The following is an 18,669-nucleotide window of genomic DNA, read 5'->3' on the forward strand; positions in this document are numbered from 1 at the left end:
TCATCCGGTGGCCCCAGGCTGTCCCGTCCCACCTCGCGGGATGCCGGCAGTGGTTCCAGAGAACGAAATGCAATTCCCGGGGAGGGAGCGAATGAGCAGTCCCAACGCATCAGGTGAGAACACCCGTTTCATCATCCTGATCAGCCTGGTCGCCACCATCGGCGGCTTCCTGTTCGGCTACGACAGCGGCGTGATCAACGGCACGGTGGACGGTATCACTGCCGCCTTCAATTCCGATGCCGCGGTCACGGGTTTCAACGTGGCCTCGATGCTGCTGGGCTGCGCGATCGGCGCCTGGTTCGCCGGTACGCTGGCCGACCGCTACGGGCGCCGCACGATGCTGCTGTGGGCGGCGGTGTTCTTCATCGTCTCGGCCTGGGGGTCGGGCATCGCCACCTCCTCGGCGGAGTTCGTGATCTACCGCGTGCTGGGCGGTTTCGCCGTCGGCGCGGCCAGCGTGATGTCGCCGGCCTACATCAGCGAGGTCGCGCCGGCACGCTATCGCGGGCGCCTGGCGACGGTGCAGCAGATCGCGATCATCTCCGGCCTGTTCGCCTCGTTCCTGAGCAACTATGTCCTCGCGCGCATGGCCACCGCCTCGACCGCCGTGCTGTGGTGGGACTACGAGGCGTGGCGCTGGATGTTCTGGGCCGAGCTGGTGCCTGCCTTCCTGTTCCTGTTCCTGCTGTTCTTCATTCCCGAGAGCCCGCGCTACTTGGTGGCGCGCGGCCTGCGCGAGCGCGCGCAGGGCGTGCTGTCGCGGCTGTACGGCGCGATCCAAGGCGAGCGCAAGCTGGGCGAGATCGATGCCTCGCTGGCCACGGACCACCACCGCCCGCGCCTGTCCGACCTGGTCAGCAAGGCCACCGGCAGGATCCGCCCGATCGTCTGGGTGGGCGTGGGCCTGGCCACGTTCCAGCAGCTGGTCGGCATCAACGTGGTGTTCTACTACGGCGCGGTGCTGTGGCAGGCCGTGGGCTTCTCCGAAAGCGACGCGCTGCTGATCAACGTCATCTCCGGCGCGCTCAGCATCGGCGCCTGCATCGTGACCGTGCTGCTGATCGACAAGGTCGGCCGCAAGCCGCTGCTGTGGCTGGGTTCGGTGGGCATGGCGATCACCCTGGGCCTGGTGACGTTCGCCTTCGCCACCGGCGGCGTGGACGCGGCCGGCAAGCTGCAGCTGTCCGATTCGATGGGCACGCTGGCGCTGATCGCGGCCAATGCCTACGTGGTGTTCTTCAACATGTCCTGGGGCCCGGTGATGTGGGTGATGCTGGGCGAGATGTTCCCCAACCAGATCCGCGGTTCGGGCCTGGCGGTGGCCGGCCTGGCGCAGTGGGTGGCGAACTTCCTGATCACCTGGACCTTCCCGATGCTGCTGGCCGGCATCGGCCTGGCCACGGCCTATGGCATCTACACGGCGATGGCGGTGGTCTCGGTGTTCTTCGTGCTCAAGTTCGTGCACGAAACCAAGGGCCGCGAACTGGAGCAGATGGAAGGCTGAGCCCCCGGTCCGGCCGCCCGCGCGGCGGCCGGACCGTTCCCGAAGGCGGCACGATGCCGTCGCGCGAGCGGCGGCCCGGCAGGCAACCTCGAGCGGATGCGGCCGGCGGCCGCGCCCGCGCCCGGAGCAAGCGATGCAGCTGTCGAACCTGGATGTCGGGATCGTGCTGGCCTACCTGGCCGGCGTGTTCGTGCTGGCGCAATGGGTTTCGCGCGAGAAGGCCGGACACAGCAAGGACGCGAAAGACTACTTTCTTGCCGGCAAGGCCCTGCCCTGGTGGGCCATCGGCGCCTCGCTGATCGCGGCCAACATCTCGGCCGAACAGATCATCGGCATGTCCGGCTCGGGCTACGCCATCGGCCTGGCCATCGCCTCCTACGAATGGATGGCCGCGGCGAGCCTGCTCATCGTGGGCAAATGGTTCCTGCCGGTGTTCCTGCGCAACGGCATCTACACCATGCCGCAGTTCCTGGAACAGCGTTACGGCAGCCGCATCCGCACGGTAATGGCGGTGTTCTGGCTGGGCCTGTACGTGTTCGTCAACATCACCTCGATCCTGTGGCTGGGCGCGATCGCGGTCAGCCAGGTCACCGGCATGGACCAGATGCTGGCGGTGGTGCTGATCGGCGTGTTCGCGCTGGCCTACCAGCTCTACGGCGGGCTCAAGGCGGTGGCGCTGACCGACATCGTGCAGGTGACCCTGCTGGTGCTGGGCGGCCTGCTGGTTGCCGGGCTCACGCTCAACCAGCTGGGCGAGGGCAACGGGATCGTGGCCGGCTTCAACCGGCTCTGGGCCGAGCATCCGGGCCACTTCGAGATGATCCTGCATCCCGACAACCCGTTCTACAGGGACCTGCCGGGCATCAGCGTGCTGGTCGGCGGCATGTGGATCATGAACATCAGCTACTGGGGCTTCAACCAGTACATCATCCAGCGCGCGCTGGCGGCGAAGGACATCAACGAAGCGCAGAAGGGCGTGCTGTTCGCGGCGTTCCTGAAGCTGCTGATGCCGGTGATCGTGGTCCTGCCGGGCATCGCCGCGGTGATGCTGGCGCCCGATCTCTCGCGCCCGGACGAGGCCTATCCGACGATGATGCGGCTGCTGCCCACCGGCATCCTGGGCCTGGTGTTCGCGGCGCTGGTGGCGGCGATCGTGGCCTCGCTCGCGTCCAAGATCAATTCGGTGGCGACGATCTTCACCCTGGACTTCTACGCCAAGCGGGCCGTCCATGCGGACCAGCAGCGGCTGGTGCGCGTGGGCCGCATTGCCGCGGCGGTCGCGGTGCTGCTCGGCATCCTCACCGCGAAGCCCTTGCTGGGCAGCTTCGACCAGGCCTTCCAGTACATCCAGGAATACACCGGCTTCTTCACCCCCGGCATCGTGGTGATCTTCGTGCTGGGACTGTTCTGGAAGCGCGCCAACGAGGCGGGCGCGCTGGCCGCGGCGATCGGCTCGTTCGCGCTGTCGATCGTGCTCAAGCTGGCCTGGCCATCGTTGCCGTTCATCGACCGGGTCGGCCTGGTGTTCCTGCTGGCGCTGGCGTTGGCGGTGGTGGTGTCGCTGCTGACGCGGCATGCGCCGGAGAAGGACATCATCCAGACCCGCGACGTGGACTACCGCACCAGCGGCGCGTTCAACGCCGGTGCGGTTGCGGTGCTGGCGATCCTCGCGGCGCTGTACACGCTGTTCTGGTAGCCGCCGGCGGCATCGGCTTCGCCGCGGCCCGCATGCACGGCCCGCAGCGGCGGTCCAGCGCCGTGGGCGAGTGACCGGCGACGGCGGACGTCGCCCACCCTGCGCGCCCGTTCCGGCGAGCGCGGCGGGTTGCGCCATGTGGCAGCCGCGGGACGGAATGCGGCCACGGACCATCCCCCCGGCGTTGCCCGGGCACGCTGCCGTCCCGAGCCACCGCGACCGGCGCGGCACGCGGCAAGCCCGTGGACGTCACGAACGCAACCTCGCGGCGCGTTCGGCGCGCACTTGATCCAGGTCAGGTGGCGCGCCGCCGTCCACCGGCATCATCGCGCGCTGCAGTGGCGGACGGGAGGCGTGATGGGGGACCGGGTGTGTGCGTGGCGTCGATCCGGCGCCGCGCTCCGTGCGCGGGACAGGGCGTGCCTCGCGTCGCCGCGTCCGGCGTCTCCGCCAGCCGCACGCAGCCGGGCGGCACGCGCATGAGTTTCCATGACCTGCGCGCCTTCCTGTCGCGGCTGTCGGCACGCGGCGAACTGCTGGAGATCGGGATCCCGGTCGATCCCGTGCTCGAGAGCACCGCGCTGAGCCTGCGTGCGCTGCGCGAACAGGGCCCGGCGCTGCTGATGCGTCGTCCGGCCGGCTCCCAGCACGCGTTGCTGGGCAACCTGTTCGGCCATCGCCGCAGGATCGAGCTCGCGCTCGGCGACCGGCCGCTGTCCTCGTTGCGCGAACTGGGCGAACTGCTGGCGCGGCTCAAGGAACCCGACTGGCCGGGATCGGTGCGCGAGGCGCTGGGCGCCTGGCCCGGCCTGGCGCAGCTGGCGCATGCCGCGCCGCGGCGCGTGCGCGAGGCCGCGTTCTGCGAGCACGTGCTCGAAGGCGGGGATGTCGACCTGTCGCGGCTGCCGATCCAGCATTGCTGGCCCGGGGATGTCGACCGCCTGCTCACCTTCGGCCTGGTCGTCACCCGCGGGCCGCAGCGCAAGCGCCAGAACGTGGCGATCTACCGGCAGCAGCCGGTCGCGCGCAACCGCCTGATCATGCGCTGGCTGCCGCATCGCGGTGGCGCACTCGACTACGCTGCCTGGCGGCAGCAGCATCCGGACCAGCCGTTCCCGGTACTGGTGGCGATCGGCGCGGACCCGGCGACGATGCTGGCCGCGGTCGCACCGATCCCCGATACCCTGTCCGAATACGAGTTCGCCGGACTGCTGCGCGGCGAGCGCACGCGCGTCTGGCACAGCGAGACGACCGGCCTGGATGCGCCCGCCGGTGCCGAGATCCTGCTCGAAGGCTTCATCCATCCGGGCGACACCGCGCTGGAAGGGCCGTTCGGCGACCACACCGGCTACTACAACGCACAGGGCATGTTCCCGGTGCTGACCGTGGAGCGCATGCGCCTGCGCCAGGGCGCGATCTACCACGGCAGCTACATGGGGCGCGCGCCCTTCGACGAGCCCTCGGTGCTGTCGGCCGCGCTCAACGACGTGTTCGTGCCGATCCTGCAGCGGGTGTTCCCGGAGATCGTGGATTTCCACCTGCCGCCGGAGGCGTGTTCGTACCGCATCGCGGTGGTGTCGATCCGCAAGCAGTATGCCGGCCACGCGCGGCGCGTGATGATGTCGGTCTGGTCGTACCTGCGCCAGTTCACCTATACCAAGTTCGTGATCGTCGCCGATGACGACATCGACGTGCGCGACTGGGGCCAGGTGCTGTGGGCGCTGTCCACCCGGGTGGACCCGGCGCGCGACATGCTGCTGGTCGAGAACACGCCGATCGACTACCTCGACTTCGCCTCGCCGGTGGCGGGCCTCGGCTCCAAGCTCGGGCTCGACGCGACCCGCAAGTGGCCCGGCGAATCGGATCGCGAATGGGGCCGGCCGATCGTGCCGGACCCGCAGGTGGAGCGCCGCGTCGATGCGCTGTGGGCGCAGCTGCAGGGGATGCGCGCGCCGCCATCGGCGCCGATGGCCGATACGATCGACACAGGGAGTCGCTGATGCAACTGGTATGTCCTGCGGGCAACCTGCCCGCGCTGCAGGCCGCGATCGATGCGGGCGCCGACGCGGTCTACGCGGGGTTCCGCGACCAGACCAACGCGCGCGCCTTCCCCGGCCTGAACTTCGACGAACAGGAACTGCGCCGCGGCATCGCCTATGCGCACGCGCGCGGGCGCAAGGTCTACCTTGCCCTCAACACCTACCCCGACAGCGTGCGCCTGCCGTACTGGCAAGGCGCGGTCGACCATGCCGCGGAGCTGGGCGTGGACGCGATCATCGCCGCGGAAATGGGCGTGCTGGACTACGCCTGCCGCGCCCATCCGGGGCTGGCGCGGCACCTGTCGGTGCAGGGCTCGGCTACCACCGCCGCGGCGCTGACCTACGCCTACGAACACTTCGGCATCGCCCGCGCGGTGCTGCCGCGGGTGCTGGCGCTGCAGCAGGTGCAGCGCCTGTGCGCGGCCTCGCCGGTCCCGCTGGAAGTGTTCGCATTCGGCAGCCTGTGCATCATGGTCGAAGGCCGCTGCCAGTTGTCGAGCTACGTCACCGGGGTCTCGCCCAATCGCCATGGCGTCTGCTCGCCGGCCAGCTTCGTGCGCTGGGAAGAGCATGCCGACAGCAGCCGCAGCGTGCGCCTGAACGGCATGCTGATCGATCGTTTCGGCGATGCCGAGCCGGCTGGCTATCCCACCGTCTGCAAGGGGCGGTACGCGGTGGGCGGCGAGATCTTCCACGCGCTCGAGGAACCGACCAGCCTCAATACGCTGGAGCTGCTGCCGCAGCTGGCGCAGGCAGGGGTGGTGGCGCTGAAGGTCGAGGGGCGGCAGCGCGGCGTGGCCTACGTGCGCGCGGTGGCTTCCACCTGGCGCCGCGCGATCGACCGCTACCGTGCCGATCCGCAGCGCTGGACCACCGAGGCCGCCTGGCAGCAGGCGCTGACCGCGCACGCGGAAGGGCAGCAGACCACGCTCGGTCCCTACCACCGCGCCTGGCATTGAGCGTGGGCAGGAGAACGCACCGATGAAACTCAGTCTTGGGCCGCTGCAGTATTTCTGGCCGCGCGAGCGCACGCTCGCCTTCTATCGCGACGTTGCTGGCTGGCCTGTGGACATCGTCTACCTGGGCGAGACCATCTGCAGCAAGCGCCGCGAGCTGCGCCTGCAGGACTGGATGGCGATCGCGCAGGAACTCGTCGCCGCCGGCAAGGAGGTGGTGCTCTCGACGCTGGCGCTGATCGAGGCCGAGTCGGAGCTGGGCGTTCTGCGTCGCCAGGTCGACAACGGCACGTACCGGATCGAGGCCAACGACCTGTCCGCGGTGCAGGTCTGCCGCGAACGCCGGTTGCCCTTCGTCGGCGGGCCGACGCTCAACGTGTACAACCACCGCGCCCTGGCGATGCTGATGGACGACGGGTTGTACCGCTGGGTGCCCGGCGTCGAGCAGGGCCGCCAACTGCTGCAGGAACTGCGCGAAGCGCTGGAGTCCGAAGGCGGCGCGATGCCGGAGCTGGAGATGGCGGCCTGGGGACGGCTGCCGCTGGCGTACTCGGCCCGCTGCTTCACCGCGCGCGCGCTGGACGTGCCCAAGGACCAGTGCGGATTCCGCTGCATCGCGCATCCCGACGGCCTGCCGCTCTCCACCCGCGAGGGCGAGCCGTTCATGACCATCAACGGCATCCAGGTGCAGGGCGCCGAGGTGGTGGACATGCTGCCGCTGCGCGACGAACTGGCGGCGCTGGGCGCGGGCATCCTGCGGCTGTCGCCGCAGGCCGAGGGCATGGCGGAGGTGGTGCGGCGCTTCCATGCCGGCCTGGCCGCACCCGAAGCGCCCGCGCCAGCGGGCGCGCACAACGGCTACTGGGATGGCCAGCCGGGGAAGGCTTCGCTGGCGCAGCCGCGCGCCTGAAGGCGTCGAACCGGGCGTCTGCGGCAGTCGCCGCGTGCCGGCTCATGTCGCGAGCGGGTCGCGGCAGGCGATCCGCCCGTCAGATCGGCAACGGATGCGCCGTCTCCATCCCCGCTTCGCAGGAGGTGGGACCGCAGGGCGCAGTGCGCCCACGCGCGGGGCCCGGCACGCGCGCATCCCGTGTCTGTACGATCAGGGAAGCGACAGGCTGGAGTGTCTGCCGCCTGCGTCTGCAGATGGACAGGACGCGATGCCCTCAGGCGCGGAAGGCCTCGCGCGCCGCGCGGGCGAAGCGCGCGCCGCGGTGCAGGACGATGCGCAGCGCCAGCGGCATCGCGTCGAAGGGCATGCGGTCGAGCAGGTTGCGGACGGTGAGGCCGAGTTCGGTATCGCCGGTGAGCACCAGGCGGCGCTGGAAGAACAGGGTGTCGGCGTCCTCCAGACGGGCGGCGAGCAGCAGCAGGTCGGTCGCCGTGCCGCGCACGGTGGCTTCGGCCGGGGCATCCACCACGTGCAGGTGGCCATCGCGCCACTCCAGCACGCAGCGCTGGCCAAGGTCTGCGATCTCGATGCCCAGGCGGCGCCCCGTGATGTCGTCGAGCGCGCTGCCGATATGCGCCGGCGACAGGGCTTGCGACAGCGCGCGAGCGACCAGCCGGTCGCGCAGCGGCGTCGGCGCGAGCCGCAGCAGGGGGCGCCAGCGCGCGGGAGGTGGAATCAGGCGCAGCAGGGCGTGGGATCGGTCCATGGCGGCGTCGCTTGCGGGGTGGGATTCGGAACGGACGGTTCGCGCCGCGGCGTGGGCGTCCTGCAGCGACTGCTGGCGCAGGGCGTCGGCGAACAGCAGGGAGGCCAGGGAATCGGCGGTCTCGGTGGAGACATGCAGGCGTTGCGCGCAGCGGTGCGCGCGCAGCCGCACCTGCGATTCGCGCGCCTGGTCGCGCAGCGGCCTGCCCAGTGCGCGCTTCTGGCGCCCGGCCGTGGCCGACATCAGCCGGCGCAGCGCCAGCAATCCGAGCATGCCGTCGTCGACGCGGTCGATGCCGTGGCGCGCGCAGGCGAGCAGCAGGTGCGACGCCAGCGGCGCGGCCCGGGCCTGCGGAGGGGTGGGAAGCTGTCGGATGGTGGCTGCTCCTGCACGGGATCGTGTTCCTGCGGCCCTGGTGCGGCGCGCCGCAGTGCGGTGCGCAGCGGTCCCGCGCGGCCAGGTGATGCGCAGCCTATCGGCCGTGCCGGCGATCACGCGCTGATCCAGGTCAAGCCCCTGCCGTTGCCAGCGTGTCGCCGCCGGCGGCGGGATGCAGCGCGCGCGCCGCGGGCAGCACCTGCGCCTCGAATACCGCGCGGGCCTGCGCCTGGTCGAAGTCGGCGTGCCTGCGCTTGGCCACGCCGTAGTCGGACAGCGTCAGGTGCGCGTCTGCCTGGACGCCGGCCTGAGCCAGGCAGGCGGACACGCAGTGCAACACGCAGCCATCCAGCGCGAGGATCGGGCGTCCGGACTGCGCGGTGCGCACCAGGCCGGCCACGCCGCCGCCGACGCCGGCGATGCAGGACATCTCCGCCGCGCCCGCGCGGTCGAGCCACAGCGCCAGTTGGTTGGCCATCTGCGCGGCGCTGGAGCAGCCCGAGCACGAGTACACCAGCGGCGGCTTCACCCTGCCCGTCATCGATGCCGTTCGTGCGCGCGCCCGTGCCGTCCGCTCAGGCGCACTGCGGCCGCCCTTGGGCCGTCTCCGCCAGCAGCGCATGCAACCGCGCCTGCAGGTGTTCGAAGTAACGGTCGATGTAGCTGATGCCGTTCTCGTGGTCGACCAGGTACGGGTTCATCAGCGTGTGGCGCAGGATCACCAGGCGGTCGGCGTCTTCCCCCTCGGTGCGGCCGTCCGGGTCGATGCCGAGCGCGCCAAGGATGCGCCGCATGTCCGTTTCGCCGACCACGTCGCGGCGCAGCGTCGTGACCGAGGCGAAGAACTGCTTGAGCTGCAGCGGCTGTCCGGGGTCGCAGCGCAGCTCGTCGTGCAGCCGGCGGACGAAGGCATTGGCGTGGGAGAGCGTGCGGTTGCCTCGTGGATTGAGCGCCAGGCAGACCAGGTTGCTGTCGGGGGCAAACGGCACGACCACGCCTGCGGCCTGCGCCATTTCCAGGGCAAACCGCTGCGCGCGCGCCAGGAACGCCTCCGCCGCCAGCACGGTCTGGCGTGGCAGCATGCCGAAGCCTGCGTGGTCGAGCGGCAGCACGCGATGGCTCACGTACACCGCCGCGGCCATGGCCCCGGACTTCGAGCCTTCCGGGACGAGCTGACCGAGTTGCCGGTAGCGCGCGGCATAGTCGCTGGCCTCGCCGTCGCCGAACACGTAGTCGGCCGCCTCGGCCAGCAGCGGCATCGCGCGCTGGTCGCGGCAGACGAAGGCGCCGGCGCCGTAGGGCAGGTAGCCGAGCTTGTGCGGGTCGACCGTGACCGAATCGACCTCGGCCAGCGCCGCGAATGCGGCGTGCACTTCCGGCTGCGGGAACGCGGCGAAGCCTTGCCGCACCTCGTCCAGCGCGCGCAGGCTGCCGTCGGGATTCCGGAACAGCGTGGTGAGGTAGCCGCCCCAGGCGGCGTCGACGTGCACGCTGAAACCGAAGTCCTGCGTCGCCGCGCGCTCGCGCGCGCCGACCACGGCATCGACCGGATCGATCGTGCCGTACTCAGTGGTGCCGAGCACCGCAACCGCGGCCAGGACCGGCTGGCGCTGGCGCAGGCACTGTTCCAGCGTGGACTCGAGCGCGTCGGCATCCAGGCGCATGCCCTGCGTGGGCAGCAGGCGCAGCTGGTCGCGCCCCAGGCCCAGCATCTTCAGGCCCTTGCTCCAGGAGTAGTGGGCGGTGATCGGCGCCAGCACCAGCGGCACGCACAGCGCGCGATGGCGGGCGAAGAAGTCCACCAGCCCGAGCTGCTCGATCCGCTGCGTCTGCACCCGCCCGCTCCAGCGCGCACGCTCGGCGGACGATTGCGCGGACAGCCACTGCCGCCAGCGCGAGGACAGCGCGATGCCCGCGCTGGGCGACAGGTTGAATGCCTGCCAGTCGTCGTCCGGAAGCTCCAGGTCCGGCACCGCTGCGGCGCGCAGCGCCACCGGAAACGCCTTCACCGCCAGCGCCAGCCGCAGCCCCTGGTAGTTGGCCAGGGTCCCGCCGGAGGTCAGGTGGCCGAACGCGCAGTCCGGGCGGGCCGGATCGTCCGGCCAGCCGAACATGCGCGCCAGCTGCAGGCCGACCTGCATTTCCAGCTGCAGGGTCACCGGCGCGGCGTCGCTGCTGATGTTGTTGGGGTTGTAGGGCAGGGTCAGGATCTGCGCGGCCAGCCCCGGCAGCAGCAGGTCCGACACCATGTGGCCGATGTAGCGCGGACTGTGGAACGGTACCGAGCGCTTGAGCGCGGCGGAGAGCTGGTGCAGCTCGCGCCGCATCCTGGCCTCGAAGGCCAGGTAGTCCGGATGCTGCGCGGCGCGAGTGGGGATCGCCGGGGGATCCTCGGGATGGAAGTTCCTGCGCCAGTGCACGTGGTCGCGCAGGAATTCGACCACCAGCCGCTCCAGCAGCGTGTCGTTCTCCCCATAGGGGCCAAGGAAGCAGGCGTCGAGCGTGCGGCGGCTGTCGGCCGGATCCGTGACGGCGGCGAGCGGGATGGCGGCGGCATGCGGCATGGCGCGAGCCTAGTGGGGGGCGGCTCCGCGCGGCCATGACCTGGGTCAACCGGACAGCGGCCGGGACGTCCGGCCGATCTGTGACGGGTTCCGCCAGAACGGGCGGCTGCCGTGCCCGGCCGCGGCGGCGCTGGCGCAGGGCGGCACTTCCCCTACACGGATTTGCCCTACGATGGTACCGTCCTGACGCGCATTGTCAGTTTGTGATCCGGGCGCGCCGGGAACAGGGACGAAACCAGGGGCGTCCCGATCGAAGATCGGGATGAAAAGGGCATGACGTTGCAGGATGTCGCGATTACCGGCATGGGCCTCGTCTCGCCCATCGGCATCGGCGTGGGCGAAGCCGAGGCCGCGCTGCGGGGGGCGAAATCCGGCATACGCATGTACGAAGCCCCGCCGATCCGCAAGCCCTTCGCCGCCGGGGCGATCCCGGAGCAGTTCGAGGAGCATTTCCCCAAGCTGGAGCGGCCGTTCCTGGACCGGGTCCAGCAGATGGCCATCCTCGCCGCGCGCCAGGCCATCGGCCAGGCAGGCCTGGAGGAGTTTTCCGCCTACGGCGAGCGGGCGGGCCTGTATTACGGCAACGTCAACGGCGGCACCGCCACCGGGCTGGACTGGTTCCAGCAGCTCCTGCTGGAGGGCAAGCAGCGATCCCGGCCCTGGACCTCGATGGCGATCATGGGCAACGGCGGCGGCGCCCAGATCGCGATCCGCCACCGCATCACCGGCCCGGTGATCACCAGCGCCAGCGCCTGCGCCTCCTCGGGCGTGTCGATCGGCGAGGCCGGCCGTGCGATCGCCCGCGGCGACCTGGACATCGCCGTGGCCGGCGGCTCGGAAGGCTCGCTGACCTCGCTGGTGCTGGGCACCTTCGACGGCACCCGGGCCATGTCCGAGCCCGATCCTGACGATCCCTCGACCACCTGCCGTCCATTCTCGAAGCAGCGCACCGGACTGGTGCTCGGCGAAGGAGCGGCTTTCGTGATCCTGGAGAACGCCAGGCTCGCGCGCGAACGCGGGGCGCAGGTGCTGGGTTACCTCAGCGGCTACGCCTGCAACAACGACGCCCATCACATCGGCATGCCCGATTCGCGCGGGCAGATCGCGGCGCTGCGCGCAGCGGTGGCCTCGGCCGGCCTGCAGGCTGCCGACATCGCCTACGTCAACGCCCATGCCACCGCCACGCGCGGCGGCGACGAGATCGAGGCGGCCTCGATCCGCGAGGTCTTCGGCGCCGGCCCGGCATCGGCCTTCGTGTCGTCCACCAAGTCGGTGCACGGCCACCTCCTCGGCGCGGCCAGCGCGCTGGAGTTCGTGCTCACCCTGCTGGCGATGCGCATCGGCGTCGCCCCGGCCAGCGCCCATCTCGGCGAGCCGGATCCGGCCTGCGCGGTCAACCACGTCGGTCCGGTTCCGCGCGAGATGCCGATCCCGCATGCGCTGTCCTTCTCCTGCGGTTTCGGCGGCACCAATGCCGCACTCGTGATTTCCAGCAATCCCCGGCAATCGCCATCCCGCCCACAAGGAGAAGTCCCATGCAGCACGCCCTGAACACCGCAGCTCCCGCCCGCGTCAGTACCCAGATCCGCCAGCTCGCCGAGCGCACGCTGTGGGTCAACGTCGCGCCCGACGCCAACGGCGTCCACAACTTCACCCCCGCGCTGGTGGAGGAGTTCCACGGGCTGATCGGGCAGATGCGCATTCCGGCCGCCGTCGCCGGCGCCATCGGCCACCCGCCGCCGTACGCGGTGATCCAGTCCAGCGACCCGACCTATTTCAGCCAGGGTGGCGACCTGCGCTTCTTCCTGGACTGCATCAAGCGCCGCGACGCGCAGCGCCTGCGCGAGTACTCGATGCGCTGCCTCGACGCGATCGTCGCGTGGTCGACCGAGTTCAAGGGCAACATGGCGACGATCTCGCTGGTGCAGGGCCGCGCCCTGGGCGGTGGCTTCGAGCTGGCGCTGGCCGCCGACCACATCATCGCCGAGGAGCAGAGCAGCTTCGGCTTCCCCGAGATCATGTTCGGCCTGTTCCCCTGCAGCGGCGCGATGGGCCTGCTGTGCGAGCGCGTCGCGCCCAAGGTGGCGGAGAAGCTGATGACCAACAAGAAGGTCTACAGCGCCGCGCAGCTGCTGGAGATGGGCCTGGTCGACGAGGTGGTGCCGCAGGGTACCGGCGAGCTGGCCGTCGAGCGCTACATCCGGGAGCACGCTTCTCGCCGCAAGGCGCGGATGATGGTGCGCCAGGCCGTGCGCCGCAGCGCCGGCATCGACTACGCCGAAGGTATCCGCGTGGTCGACGACTGGGTGGAGGCGGCGATGCAGCTGTCGGCCGAGGAAGTCCGCGCGATGGAGATGCTGATCCTGATGCAGGCCGGCGAGCAGAAGTCCGGCCGTCCGGTCGCGGTCGAGGCTCCGGTGCCGGTGGCGCGGGTGGCCTGAGCCACGCCGGGCCGGGCGCAACGCCCGGCCCGCAGTGCGGTCCTCCTCGTGGGCGGGGAGGACCGCGCGCTGCAGGGCAGCGCGATCGCAGTCCTGCCTAGGTGTTGACCGCCGCCTGCGTGGCGAACGCCAGGCGCAGGTCGTCCAGCGACTGGCAGCTCTTGGCCACGCACACGTCCAGGTCCTCGTGCCAGCGGTCGGCGTTGCCGGTCAGCGTGTCGTGGGTCATGGTCATCAGCCGGTCGGCCAGGTGCGCCAGCCGCACCGCGCCCAGGCTCAGCGCCACGCCCTTCATCGCATGAGAGTGCTTGTGCAGGCCGGGCAGGTCGCTGCCGTCGATGGCCTCGGCCATCGCCTGGTGCAGGGCGTGGATGTCGGCGATGCCGTCGGCGACCACCGCGTGCAGGAACTCGGGGCTGTCCTTGATCTCGCGCAGTTCCTCGATCGCGGTCGGGTCCAGGTACTCCACCGGCACGCCGCTCAGCGCCACCGGGCCGCCCGGGCGCGGCCGCGCCGGCTCGGCCACCGGGCGCGCCTCGTCCGGGAACACGCTGGCGATGGCGGCGCGGATCTTCTCGAAGGTCAGCGGCTTGTAGATCACGCCGTTGGCGCCGAGATCCTCGAGCAGGCGCGTGGTCATGGCCGTGGTGTCGGCGGTGATGAAGAAGGTCGGCGCCAGCTGCACGCGGCTGTAGGCGTAGGTCTGGTAGACCACGGCGCCGTTGACGTCGTCCATGTTGTAGTCGAGGAAGATGACGTCGTAGGTGTTGGCGCTGAGCATCAGGATCGCTTCGTGCCCGCTCTCCACCGCCGTCACCTGGTGCCCGTCCTTGAGCAGCATCTCGCGCAGCAGCGACAGGTTGGTGGCATTGTCGTCCGCCACCAGCACGCGCTTGCCCGCCACGGCGGACGGCGTGGTCTCGGCCAGCGCCGTCTCCGCGGCCGGGCTGGCGTCCACGGGCAGGACCAGCTCGAAGAAAAAGGTGCTGCCCTGGCCCGGCTTGCTGTCGACCTGCAGCCGGCCGCCCATGCGCCGGACCAGCTCGCTGGCGATCGAGATGCCCAGCCCGGTGCCGCCGTAGCGGCGCGCCGGGCCGCTCTCGACCTGGAAGAAGGGTTGGAAGATCTTCTCGTGGTAGGCCGGATCGATGCCGATGCCGGTGTCGGACACCGCGAAGCGGACGCGGTAGCCCTCCTCGCTGGTCTCGACCAGGGCGATCTGCAGCGTGACCGCGCCCTGTTCGGTGAACTTCACCGCGTTGCCGGCGAGGTTGGTCAGGATCGACACCAGCTCCTGGTGGCGCCCGACCACCGGCAGCTTGATCCGCTCGTCGAAGTCCAGCTCCACCGCCAGCGGCTTGGCGCCGACGATCGAACGGATCGAGCCGACCACCTGGGTGGCGGTGAAGGCCAGGCTGAAGGGTTCCGGGGCGAGGCGGCTGTCGCCGCCGTGGACCGCGATCTTGGACAGGTCGAGGAGCTGCTTGATCTCGGAGTCCAGGGTCGTGGCCAGCCGCTGGATCGAGCGTGCGCGGTTGACGGTGCCGGCGTCGACCGCCTCCACCTCCAGCAGCTGCGCGTCGGCCACGATGCCGGTCAGCGGGGTGCGCAGTTCATGGCTCACTTTCGCCAGCAGCTGCGATTTCGCGCGGCTGTCGAACTCGGCCGCCTCGCGCGCGGCGTTGATGCGCCGGACCAGGCTGGCCGCGTACAGCGGCACCACCACCAGCAGCAGGGCGTGCGACGCGGCGAACAGGAGGTTGTCCCGCCACAGCGGAGACGTCATCACCACCATGCCGAAGCCCACCAGCGAGAACGCCTGGCAGATGTGCATCGGCATCGTGCCCACGCGGAAGCCGAAGCCGAGCGTGGTGAACAGGTAGAACGCCACGAACACCATCGACGAACCGCCGGCGAAGTACATCCACGCCGACAGGATCAGCGGATCGATCACCGCGGTGATCACCACCAGGTCGCGGTTGGCGAGCCGCTCGGGGCGCGCCGCAAGCCAGCGTGCGAACGCGGCGTAGCCGATGTAGCCGCTGAGCATGCCCACGACCAGGCCGTCGCCGACGTCGGGACGCGAGGAGCCGAACCAGTGCACGCAGGCGATCGTGACCGCGACGAGCACGCCGAAGCTCAGCCGGAAATTCGCCTGCGAGATGACGTTCCTGTTCGCCTCGTGACTGCCGGCCGCGTCCATTACAATGTCCTCAACGTCCCATTGCTGCGTTCGTTCCGCCGACGGAATCCATGACTTCCGGCACGCAGGAACCGGGCCAGCGAGGACATTGACAGGTGTCCTGCATGGAAAACTCCGCCATTCTGCGTCGTTTGACCGAGATGCTTCAAGAACGGGTCGGGTCGACGGACATCCCGATTACCGCACAGACGCGGCTGCAGGAGCTGGGCATCGATTCCATCATCCAAGTCGACATCATGCTCGATCTCGAAAGTGAGCTGGACTTCACATTCAAGAGCATGTCCCTGCCAAAGGACCCGACGGTGGAGCAGATCGTGGCGCTGATCCAGGACGCGATGGCGGGCGGCCAGACCGCCTGAGGCGCGGCGCCGGCTCGGCGCGCACCCGCTGCGGGCAGCGCCCGGCGACGACGCAATCTTTGGGCAATCCGTGCTGTCCGCGGATTGCGGTGCCCATCCGCCCATCACCCCACCCAGGACGCCGAGGGAACTGCATGAACCCCAAGCCCACCGGCTATGTGCGTGGCAATGACCTGATCCTTGTGCGCACCGTCCAGGCGCCTGTCGAAGACGTCTGGGCGAGCCTGACCCGTGCGGAGCGGACCGCCCTCTGGTTCGGTCCCTGGGAGGGAAGGGCTGGTCCGGGCGAGGTTGTGCGGCTGCAACTGGTGCACGAGAACGGCCAGCCGTGGACGGATCTGGCGATCGAGGAATGCGAGCCGCCGCGCCGCCTGGTCGTCAGGATGCAGGACGACTCCGGCGTGTGGCGCATCGAGCTGACGTTGAGACAGGCGGGCCCGGCGACTGAACTGCGTCTTGTTCAGCCCCTGGGCGACTGGACGCTCGCAGGCGACATTGGGCCGGGGTGGGAGTACTACCTCGACATGCTGGTCGCTGCGCGGGAAGGTAAAGCATTGCCGTCGTTCGACGATTACTACCCCGCACTGAAGGCGCATTACCTGGAAAGCCGACGCATCGCATGATCGGCGCCACCTGACCGGCGCCAGCCTGCGTGCCTACTGCGCCTCGCTGCCTTTGTTCGACGCCAGTCCCGGATCGCCACCCGCGACGACGCCGCGGTCTGCCGGGCGGGGCGTTCGACGTGCGGGACCGGGCTGCCGGGAACCGGGTTTCGCGGACAAACGGCGGAGGTGCCGGGGGTGACTCGCGCAGTGGCCGCTGCCGAATCGATGCCCTCGATCAGGGGCCGCCGCCGGGCCACGTCGTCCCTTCCGGCGCATCGCGTTGCGTGCGGAACAGCTGCGGATCCCGTGGCCAGATGCGCCACATGGGGGGCACAGCCGGTCTGCCCTGAATCCCCGGGCCTGGGCTCCTGCCGGGAACATGGACCGTCCCGGGCGGGATGGCGCGCCATCGCACGGCTGGCGGCGCGACGGCTTCCGCCAGCTGGGCAGGGCCGCGCCGGCCGGGACCGCGCAGGCGTGTTGGATGCGGGCGGCCTGGAAAATCCGCTGCGATGGAACCGGCGGACTCTGGCAAAGAGAGTGGTGGCTACGGGTGGACTCGAACCACCGACCCCAGCATTATGAGTGCTGTGCTCTAACCGGCTGAGCTACGTAGCCAAGCGTCGCCCGCGTCGCGGGGAGCCGTGTATTGTCCGGGCGCAAGGCCCCTGCGTCAACGCCGGGCGCCGGACTGTCACTTTGCAGGCAGTCGTGGCAGAGTCGGGGGCAGTAGATCTTTGGAGTCCGCATCGTGATCGATCCGGACGGGTATCGCCCCAATGTCGGCATCGTGCTGATGCATCCGGACGGGCGCGTCTTCTGGGCGCGACGGGTGCGTCGCGACGGCTGGCAGTTCCCGCAGGGCGGGATGAACAGCGACGAGACGCCCATCGAGGCGATGTACCGCGAGCTGCGGGAGGAAACCGGGCTGCTGCCCGACCACGTCGCCGTGCTCGGGGTCACCCCCGGCTGGCTGCGCTACCGCCTGCCGCGCAACGCGATCCGCCGCAACGACCGGGTGGTGTGCATCGGCCAGAAGCAGGTCTGGTTCCTGCTGCAGTTCACCGGCCGCGAAAGCGACCTGCGGCTGGACCTGACCGCCAAGCCCGAATTCGACCACTGGCGCTGGGTGGATTTCTGGTATCCGGTGGACCACGTGGTGATGTTCAAGCGCGGGGTCTATGCCAGCGCGCTGCGCCACCTGGCCCCGTTCGCCCGCCAGATCGCGGGAGCCGGGGCGATCCCGCACCTGCTGCCCGAAACGCGCCACCACGAAGGTCGCCGGCGCCCGCGGGGCTCGGCGAACCGGCAGCCCGCCGGGCGCGGCCGGGACCAGGGACCGGTCTGAATACGAGCGCTGGCGGCATTGACAATCATTCTCATGTGTGGCGCAATGGCGGCCTGCTCCAGCGGGTTCGCGCCGTGTACGTCTGCATCTGCAATGGCATCACCGACCAGGACATCCGCCGCGCCGCCGAGGCGGGCTGCGGTTCGATGTCGGAACTGACGATGCGCACCGGCGCCGGCGCCTGCTGCGGCACCTGCGTGGAAACCGCGAGCGCCCTGCTCGAAGAGGCCCGCCCCGCCAGGGGCCCGCTGGTCGAACTGCCGCTGGTCGCGCGCGCGGCCTGATCCCGGCGGCCCGACCGCCGTACCAGCGACCCGGCGTCCGCGCGTCGGCGCGGCGGGAGCCTCGCCCTGTCGCGGATCGGAATGCACACTATTCCCGTTCCGCCATCGCCTCGCCCGCGGCGCTAGAGTGCGCCTGTCCACGCCGCAGGAAGCATGCCCATGAAAGGCGACGCCCAGGTCATCCAGTACCTCAACAAGGCGCTCTACAACGAGCTGACCGCGATCAACCAGTACTTCCTGCACGCCAAGATGCTGAAGAACTGGGGCCTGGAGGAACTGGCCAAGCACGAGTACGAGGAATCGATCGACGAGATGAAGCACGCCGACGTGCTGTCCGAGCGCATCCTGTTCCTCGAGGGGCTGCCCAACTTCCAGGCGCTGGGCAAGCTGAAGATCGGCGAGAACCCGATCGAGATCCTGCGCTGCGACCTGGCGCTCGAACTGGAAGGCATCCCGCTGCTGCGCGAGGCGATCGCCCACTGCGAGAGCGTCGGCGACTACGTCAGCCGCAAGCTGTTCGCCGACATCCTCGCCAACGAGGAAGAGCACGTGGACTGGCTGGAGACCCAGCTCGACCTGGTCGAGCGGATCGGCGAGCAGAACTACCTGCAGAGCAAGCTCGAGGACTGAGCCG

General features: G+C 70.1%; 16 protein-coding genes and 1 tRNA gene. 12 read left to right on the plus strand and 5 right to left on the minus strand.

Translation table 11 applies throughout. The features are described 5' to 3' along the window. Positions 1-91: 91 nt before the first annotated feature. The 5 genes from ACFQ2D_RS06520 to ACFQ2D_RS06540 all read left to right on the plus strand — a co-directional run bounded on the left by ACFQ2D_RS06520 (position 92) and on the right by ACFQ2D_RS06540 (position 7,105). Positions 92-1,504 (plus strand): sugar porter family MFS transporter, encoded by a 1,413-nt coding sequence (locus ACFQ2D_RS06520; RefSeq protein WP_280943028.1) that lies wholly within the window; start codon positions 92-94, stop codon positions 1,502-1,504. A 133-nt stretch (positions 1,505-1,637) separates the two neighbouring features. Next, complete coding sequence (locus tag ACFQ2D_RS06525; RefSeq protein WP_280943029.1) at positions 1,638-3,200, plus strand: sodium/sugar symporter; 1,563 nt, start codon at positions 1,638-1,640, stop codon at positions 3,198-3,200. A 479-nt stretch (positions 3,201-3,679) separates the two neighbouring features. Next, complete coding sequence (locus ACFQ2D_RS06530; protein WP_280943030.1) at positions 3,680-5,200, plus strand: UbiD family decarboxylase; 1,521 nt, start codon at positions 3,680-3,682, stop codon at positions 5,198-5,200. Then, positions 5,200-6,198, plus strand: coding sequence for a ubiquinone anaerobic biosynthesis protein UbiU (gene ubiU / locus ACFQ2D_RS06535; RefSeq protein WP_280943031.1), 999 nt, complete (start codon positions 5,200-5,202; stop codon positions 6,196-6,198). Before ACFQ2D_RS06530 ends, ubiU begins: the two co-directional genes overlap by 1 nt. 22 nt (positions 6,199-6,220) lie before the next feature. After that, positions 6,221-7,105, plus strand: a complete 885-nt coding sequence (locus ACFQ2D_RS06540) for a U32 family peptidase (protein WP_280943032.1) — start codon at positions 6,221-6,223, stop codon at positions 7,103-7,105. A 256-nt stretch (positions 7,106-7,361) separates the two neighbouring features. Here ACFQ2D_RS06540 and ubiT read toward each other — a convergent pair whose 3' ends face one another. From ubiT to ACFQ2D_RS06555, 3 genes are all read right to left on the minus strand, one after another. After that, a complete protein-coding gene (ubiT, locus tag ACFQ2D_RS06545; RefSeq protein ID WP_280943383.1) occupies positions 7,362-8,228 on the minus strand; it encodes a ubiquinone anaerobic biosynthesis accessory factor UbiT in 867 nt (288 codons plus the stop codon). A 133-nt stretch (positions 8,229-8,361) separates the two neighbouring features. Further along, positions 8,362-8,772 (minus strand): putative zinc-binding protein, encoded by a 411-nt coding sequence (locus tag ACFQ2D_RS06550; RefSeq protein WP_280943033.1) that lies wholly within the window; start codon positions 8,770-8,772, stop codon positions 8,362-8,364. Positions 8,773-8,806: 34 nt separating this feature from the next. Beyond that, a complete protein-coding gene (locus ACFQ2D_RS06555) occupies positions 8,807-10,795 on the minus strand; it encodes a pyridoxal phosphate-dependent decarboxylase family protein (protein ID WP_280943034.1) in 1,989 nt (662 codons plus the stop codon). 273 nt (positions 10,796-11,068) lie between these two features. Here ACFQ2D_RS06555 and ACFQ2D_RS06560 point away from each other — a divergent pair, with 273 nt between their 5' ends. Continuing rightward, a complete protein-coding gene (locus ACFQ2D_RS06560) occupies positions 11,069-12,346 on the plus strand; it encodes a beta-ketoacyl-[acyl-carrier-protein] synthase family protein (protein WP_280943035.1) in 1,278 nt (425 codons plus the stop codon). Further along, a complete protein-coding gene (locus ACFQ2D_RS06565; RefSeq protein ID WP_280943036.1) occupies positions 12,331-13,236 on the plus strand; it encodes a crotonase/enoyl-CoA hydratase family protein in 906 nt (301 codons plus the stop codon). Before ACFQ2D_RS06560 ends, ACFQ2D_RS06565 begins: the two co-directional genes overlap by 16 nt. Before the next feature lie 97 nt (positions 13,237-13,333). On the opposite strand, the gene ACFQ2D_RS06570 is transcribed toward ACFQ2D_RS06565, so the two are convergent. Further along, positions 13,334-15,439: an ATP-binding protein gene (locus tag ACFQ2D_RS06570; protein ID WP_280943037.1), complete on the minus strand. Its 2,106-nt coding sequence runs from the start codon at positions 15,437-15,439 to the stop codon at positions 13,334-13,336. 104 nt (positions 15,440-15,543) lie between these two features. On the opposite strand from ACFQ2D_RS06570, the gene ACFQ2D_RS06575 reads away from it, so the two are divergent. Further along, positions 15,544-15,798 carry an acyl carrier protein gene (locus ACFQ2D_RS06575; RefSeq protein WP_280943038.1) on the plus strand — a complete coding sequence of 85 codons (255 nt, stop codon included), beginning with the start codon at positions 15,544-15,546 and terminating at the stop codon, positions 15,796-15,798. Between the two features lie 134 nt (positions 15,799-15,932). Beyond that, positions 15,933-16,421: an SRPBCC family protein gene (locus ACFQ2D_RS06580; protein WP_280943039.1), complete on the plus strand. Its 489-nt coding sequence runs from the start codon at positions 15,933-15,935 to the stop codon at positions 16,419-16,421. A 523-nt stretch (positions 16,422-16,944) separates the two neighbouring features. Here the strand turns inward: ACFQ2D_RS06580 and ACFQ2D_RS06585 are convergent. Continuing rightward, positions 16,945-17,021: transfer RNA gene (locus ACFQ2D_RS06585), tRNA-Met, on the minus strand. A gap of 133 nt (positions 17,022-17,154) precedes the next feature. Here ACFQ2D_RS06585 and ACFQ2D_RS06590 point away from each other — a divergent pair. The 3 genes from ACFQ2D_RS06590 to bfr all read left to right on the plus strand — a co-directional run bounded on the left by ACFQ2D_RS06590 (position 17,155) and on the right by bfr (position 18,665). Then, positions 17,155-17,751 (plus strand): RNA pyrophosphohydrolase, encoded by a 597-nt coding sequence (locus tag ACFQ2D_RS06590; protein ID WP_386795570.1) that lies wholly within the window; start codon positions 17,155-17,157, stop codon positions 17,749-17,751. A 74-nt stretch (positions 17,752-17,825) separates the two neighbouring features. Next, positions 17,826-18,035: a bacterioferritin-associated ferredoxin gene (locus tag ACFQ2D_RS06595; RefSeq protein ID WP_280943040.1), complete on the plus strand. Its 210-nt coding sequence runs from the start codon at positions 17,826-17,828 to the stop codon at positions 18,033-18,035. A gap of 159 nt (positions 18,036-18,194) precedes the next feature. Next, a complete protein-coding gene (gene bfr, locus ACFQ2D_RS06600; RefSeq protein ID WP_280943041.1) occupies positions 18,195-18,665 on the plus strand; it encodes a bacterioferritin in 471 nt (156 codons plus the stop codon). Positions 18,666-18,669 lie beyond the last annotated feature (4 nt).

The sequence above is a fragment of the Luteimonas composti genome (assembly GCF_042678665.1).
GTDB lineage: Bacteria > Pseudomonadota > Gammaproteobacteria > Xanthomonadales > Xanthomonadaceae > Luteimonas > Luteimonas composti.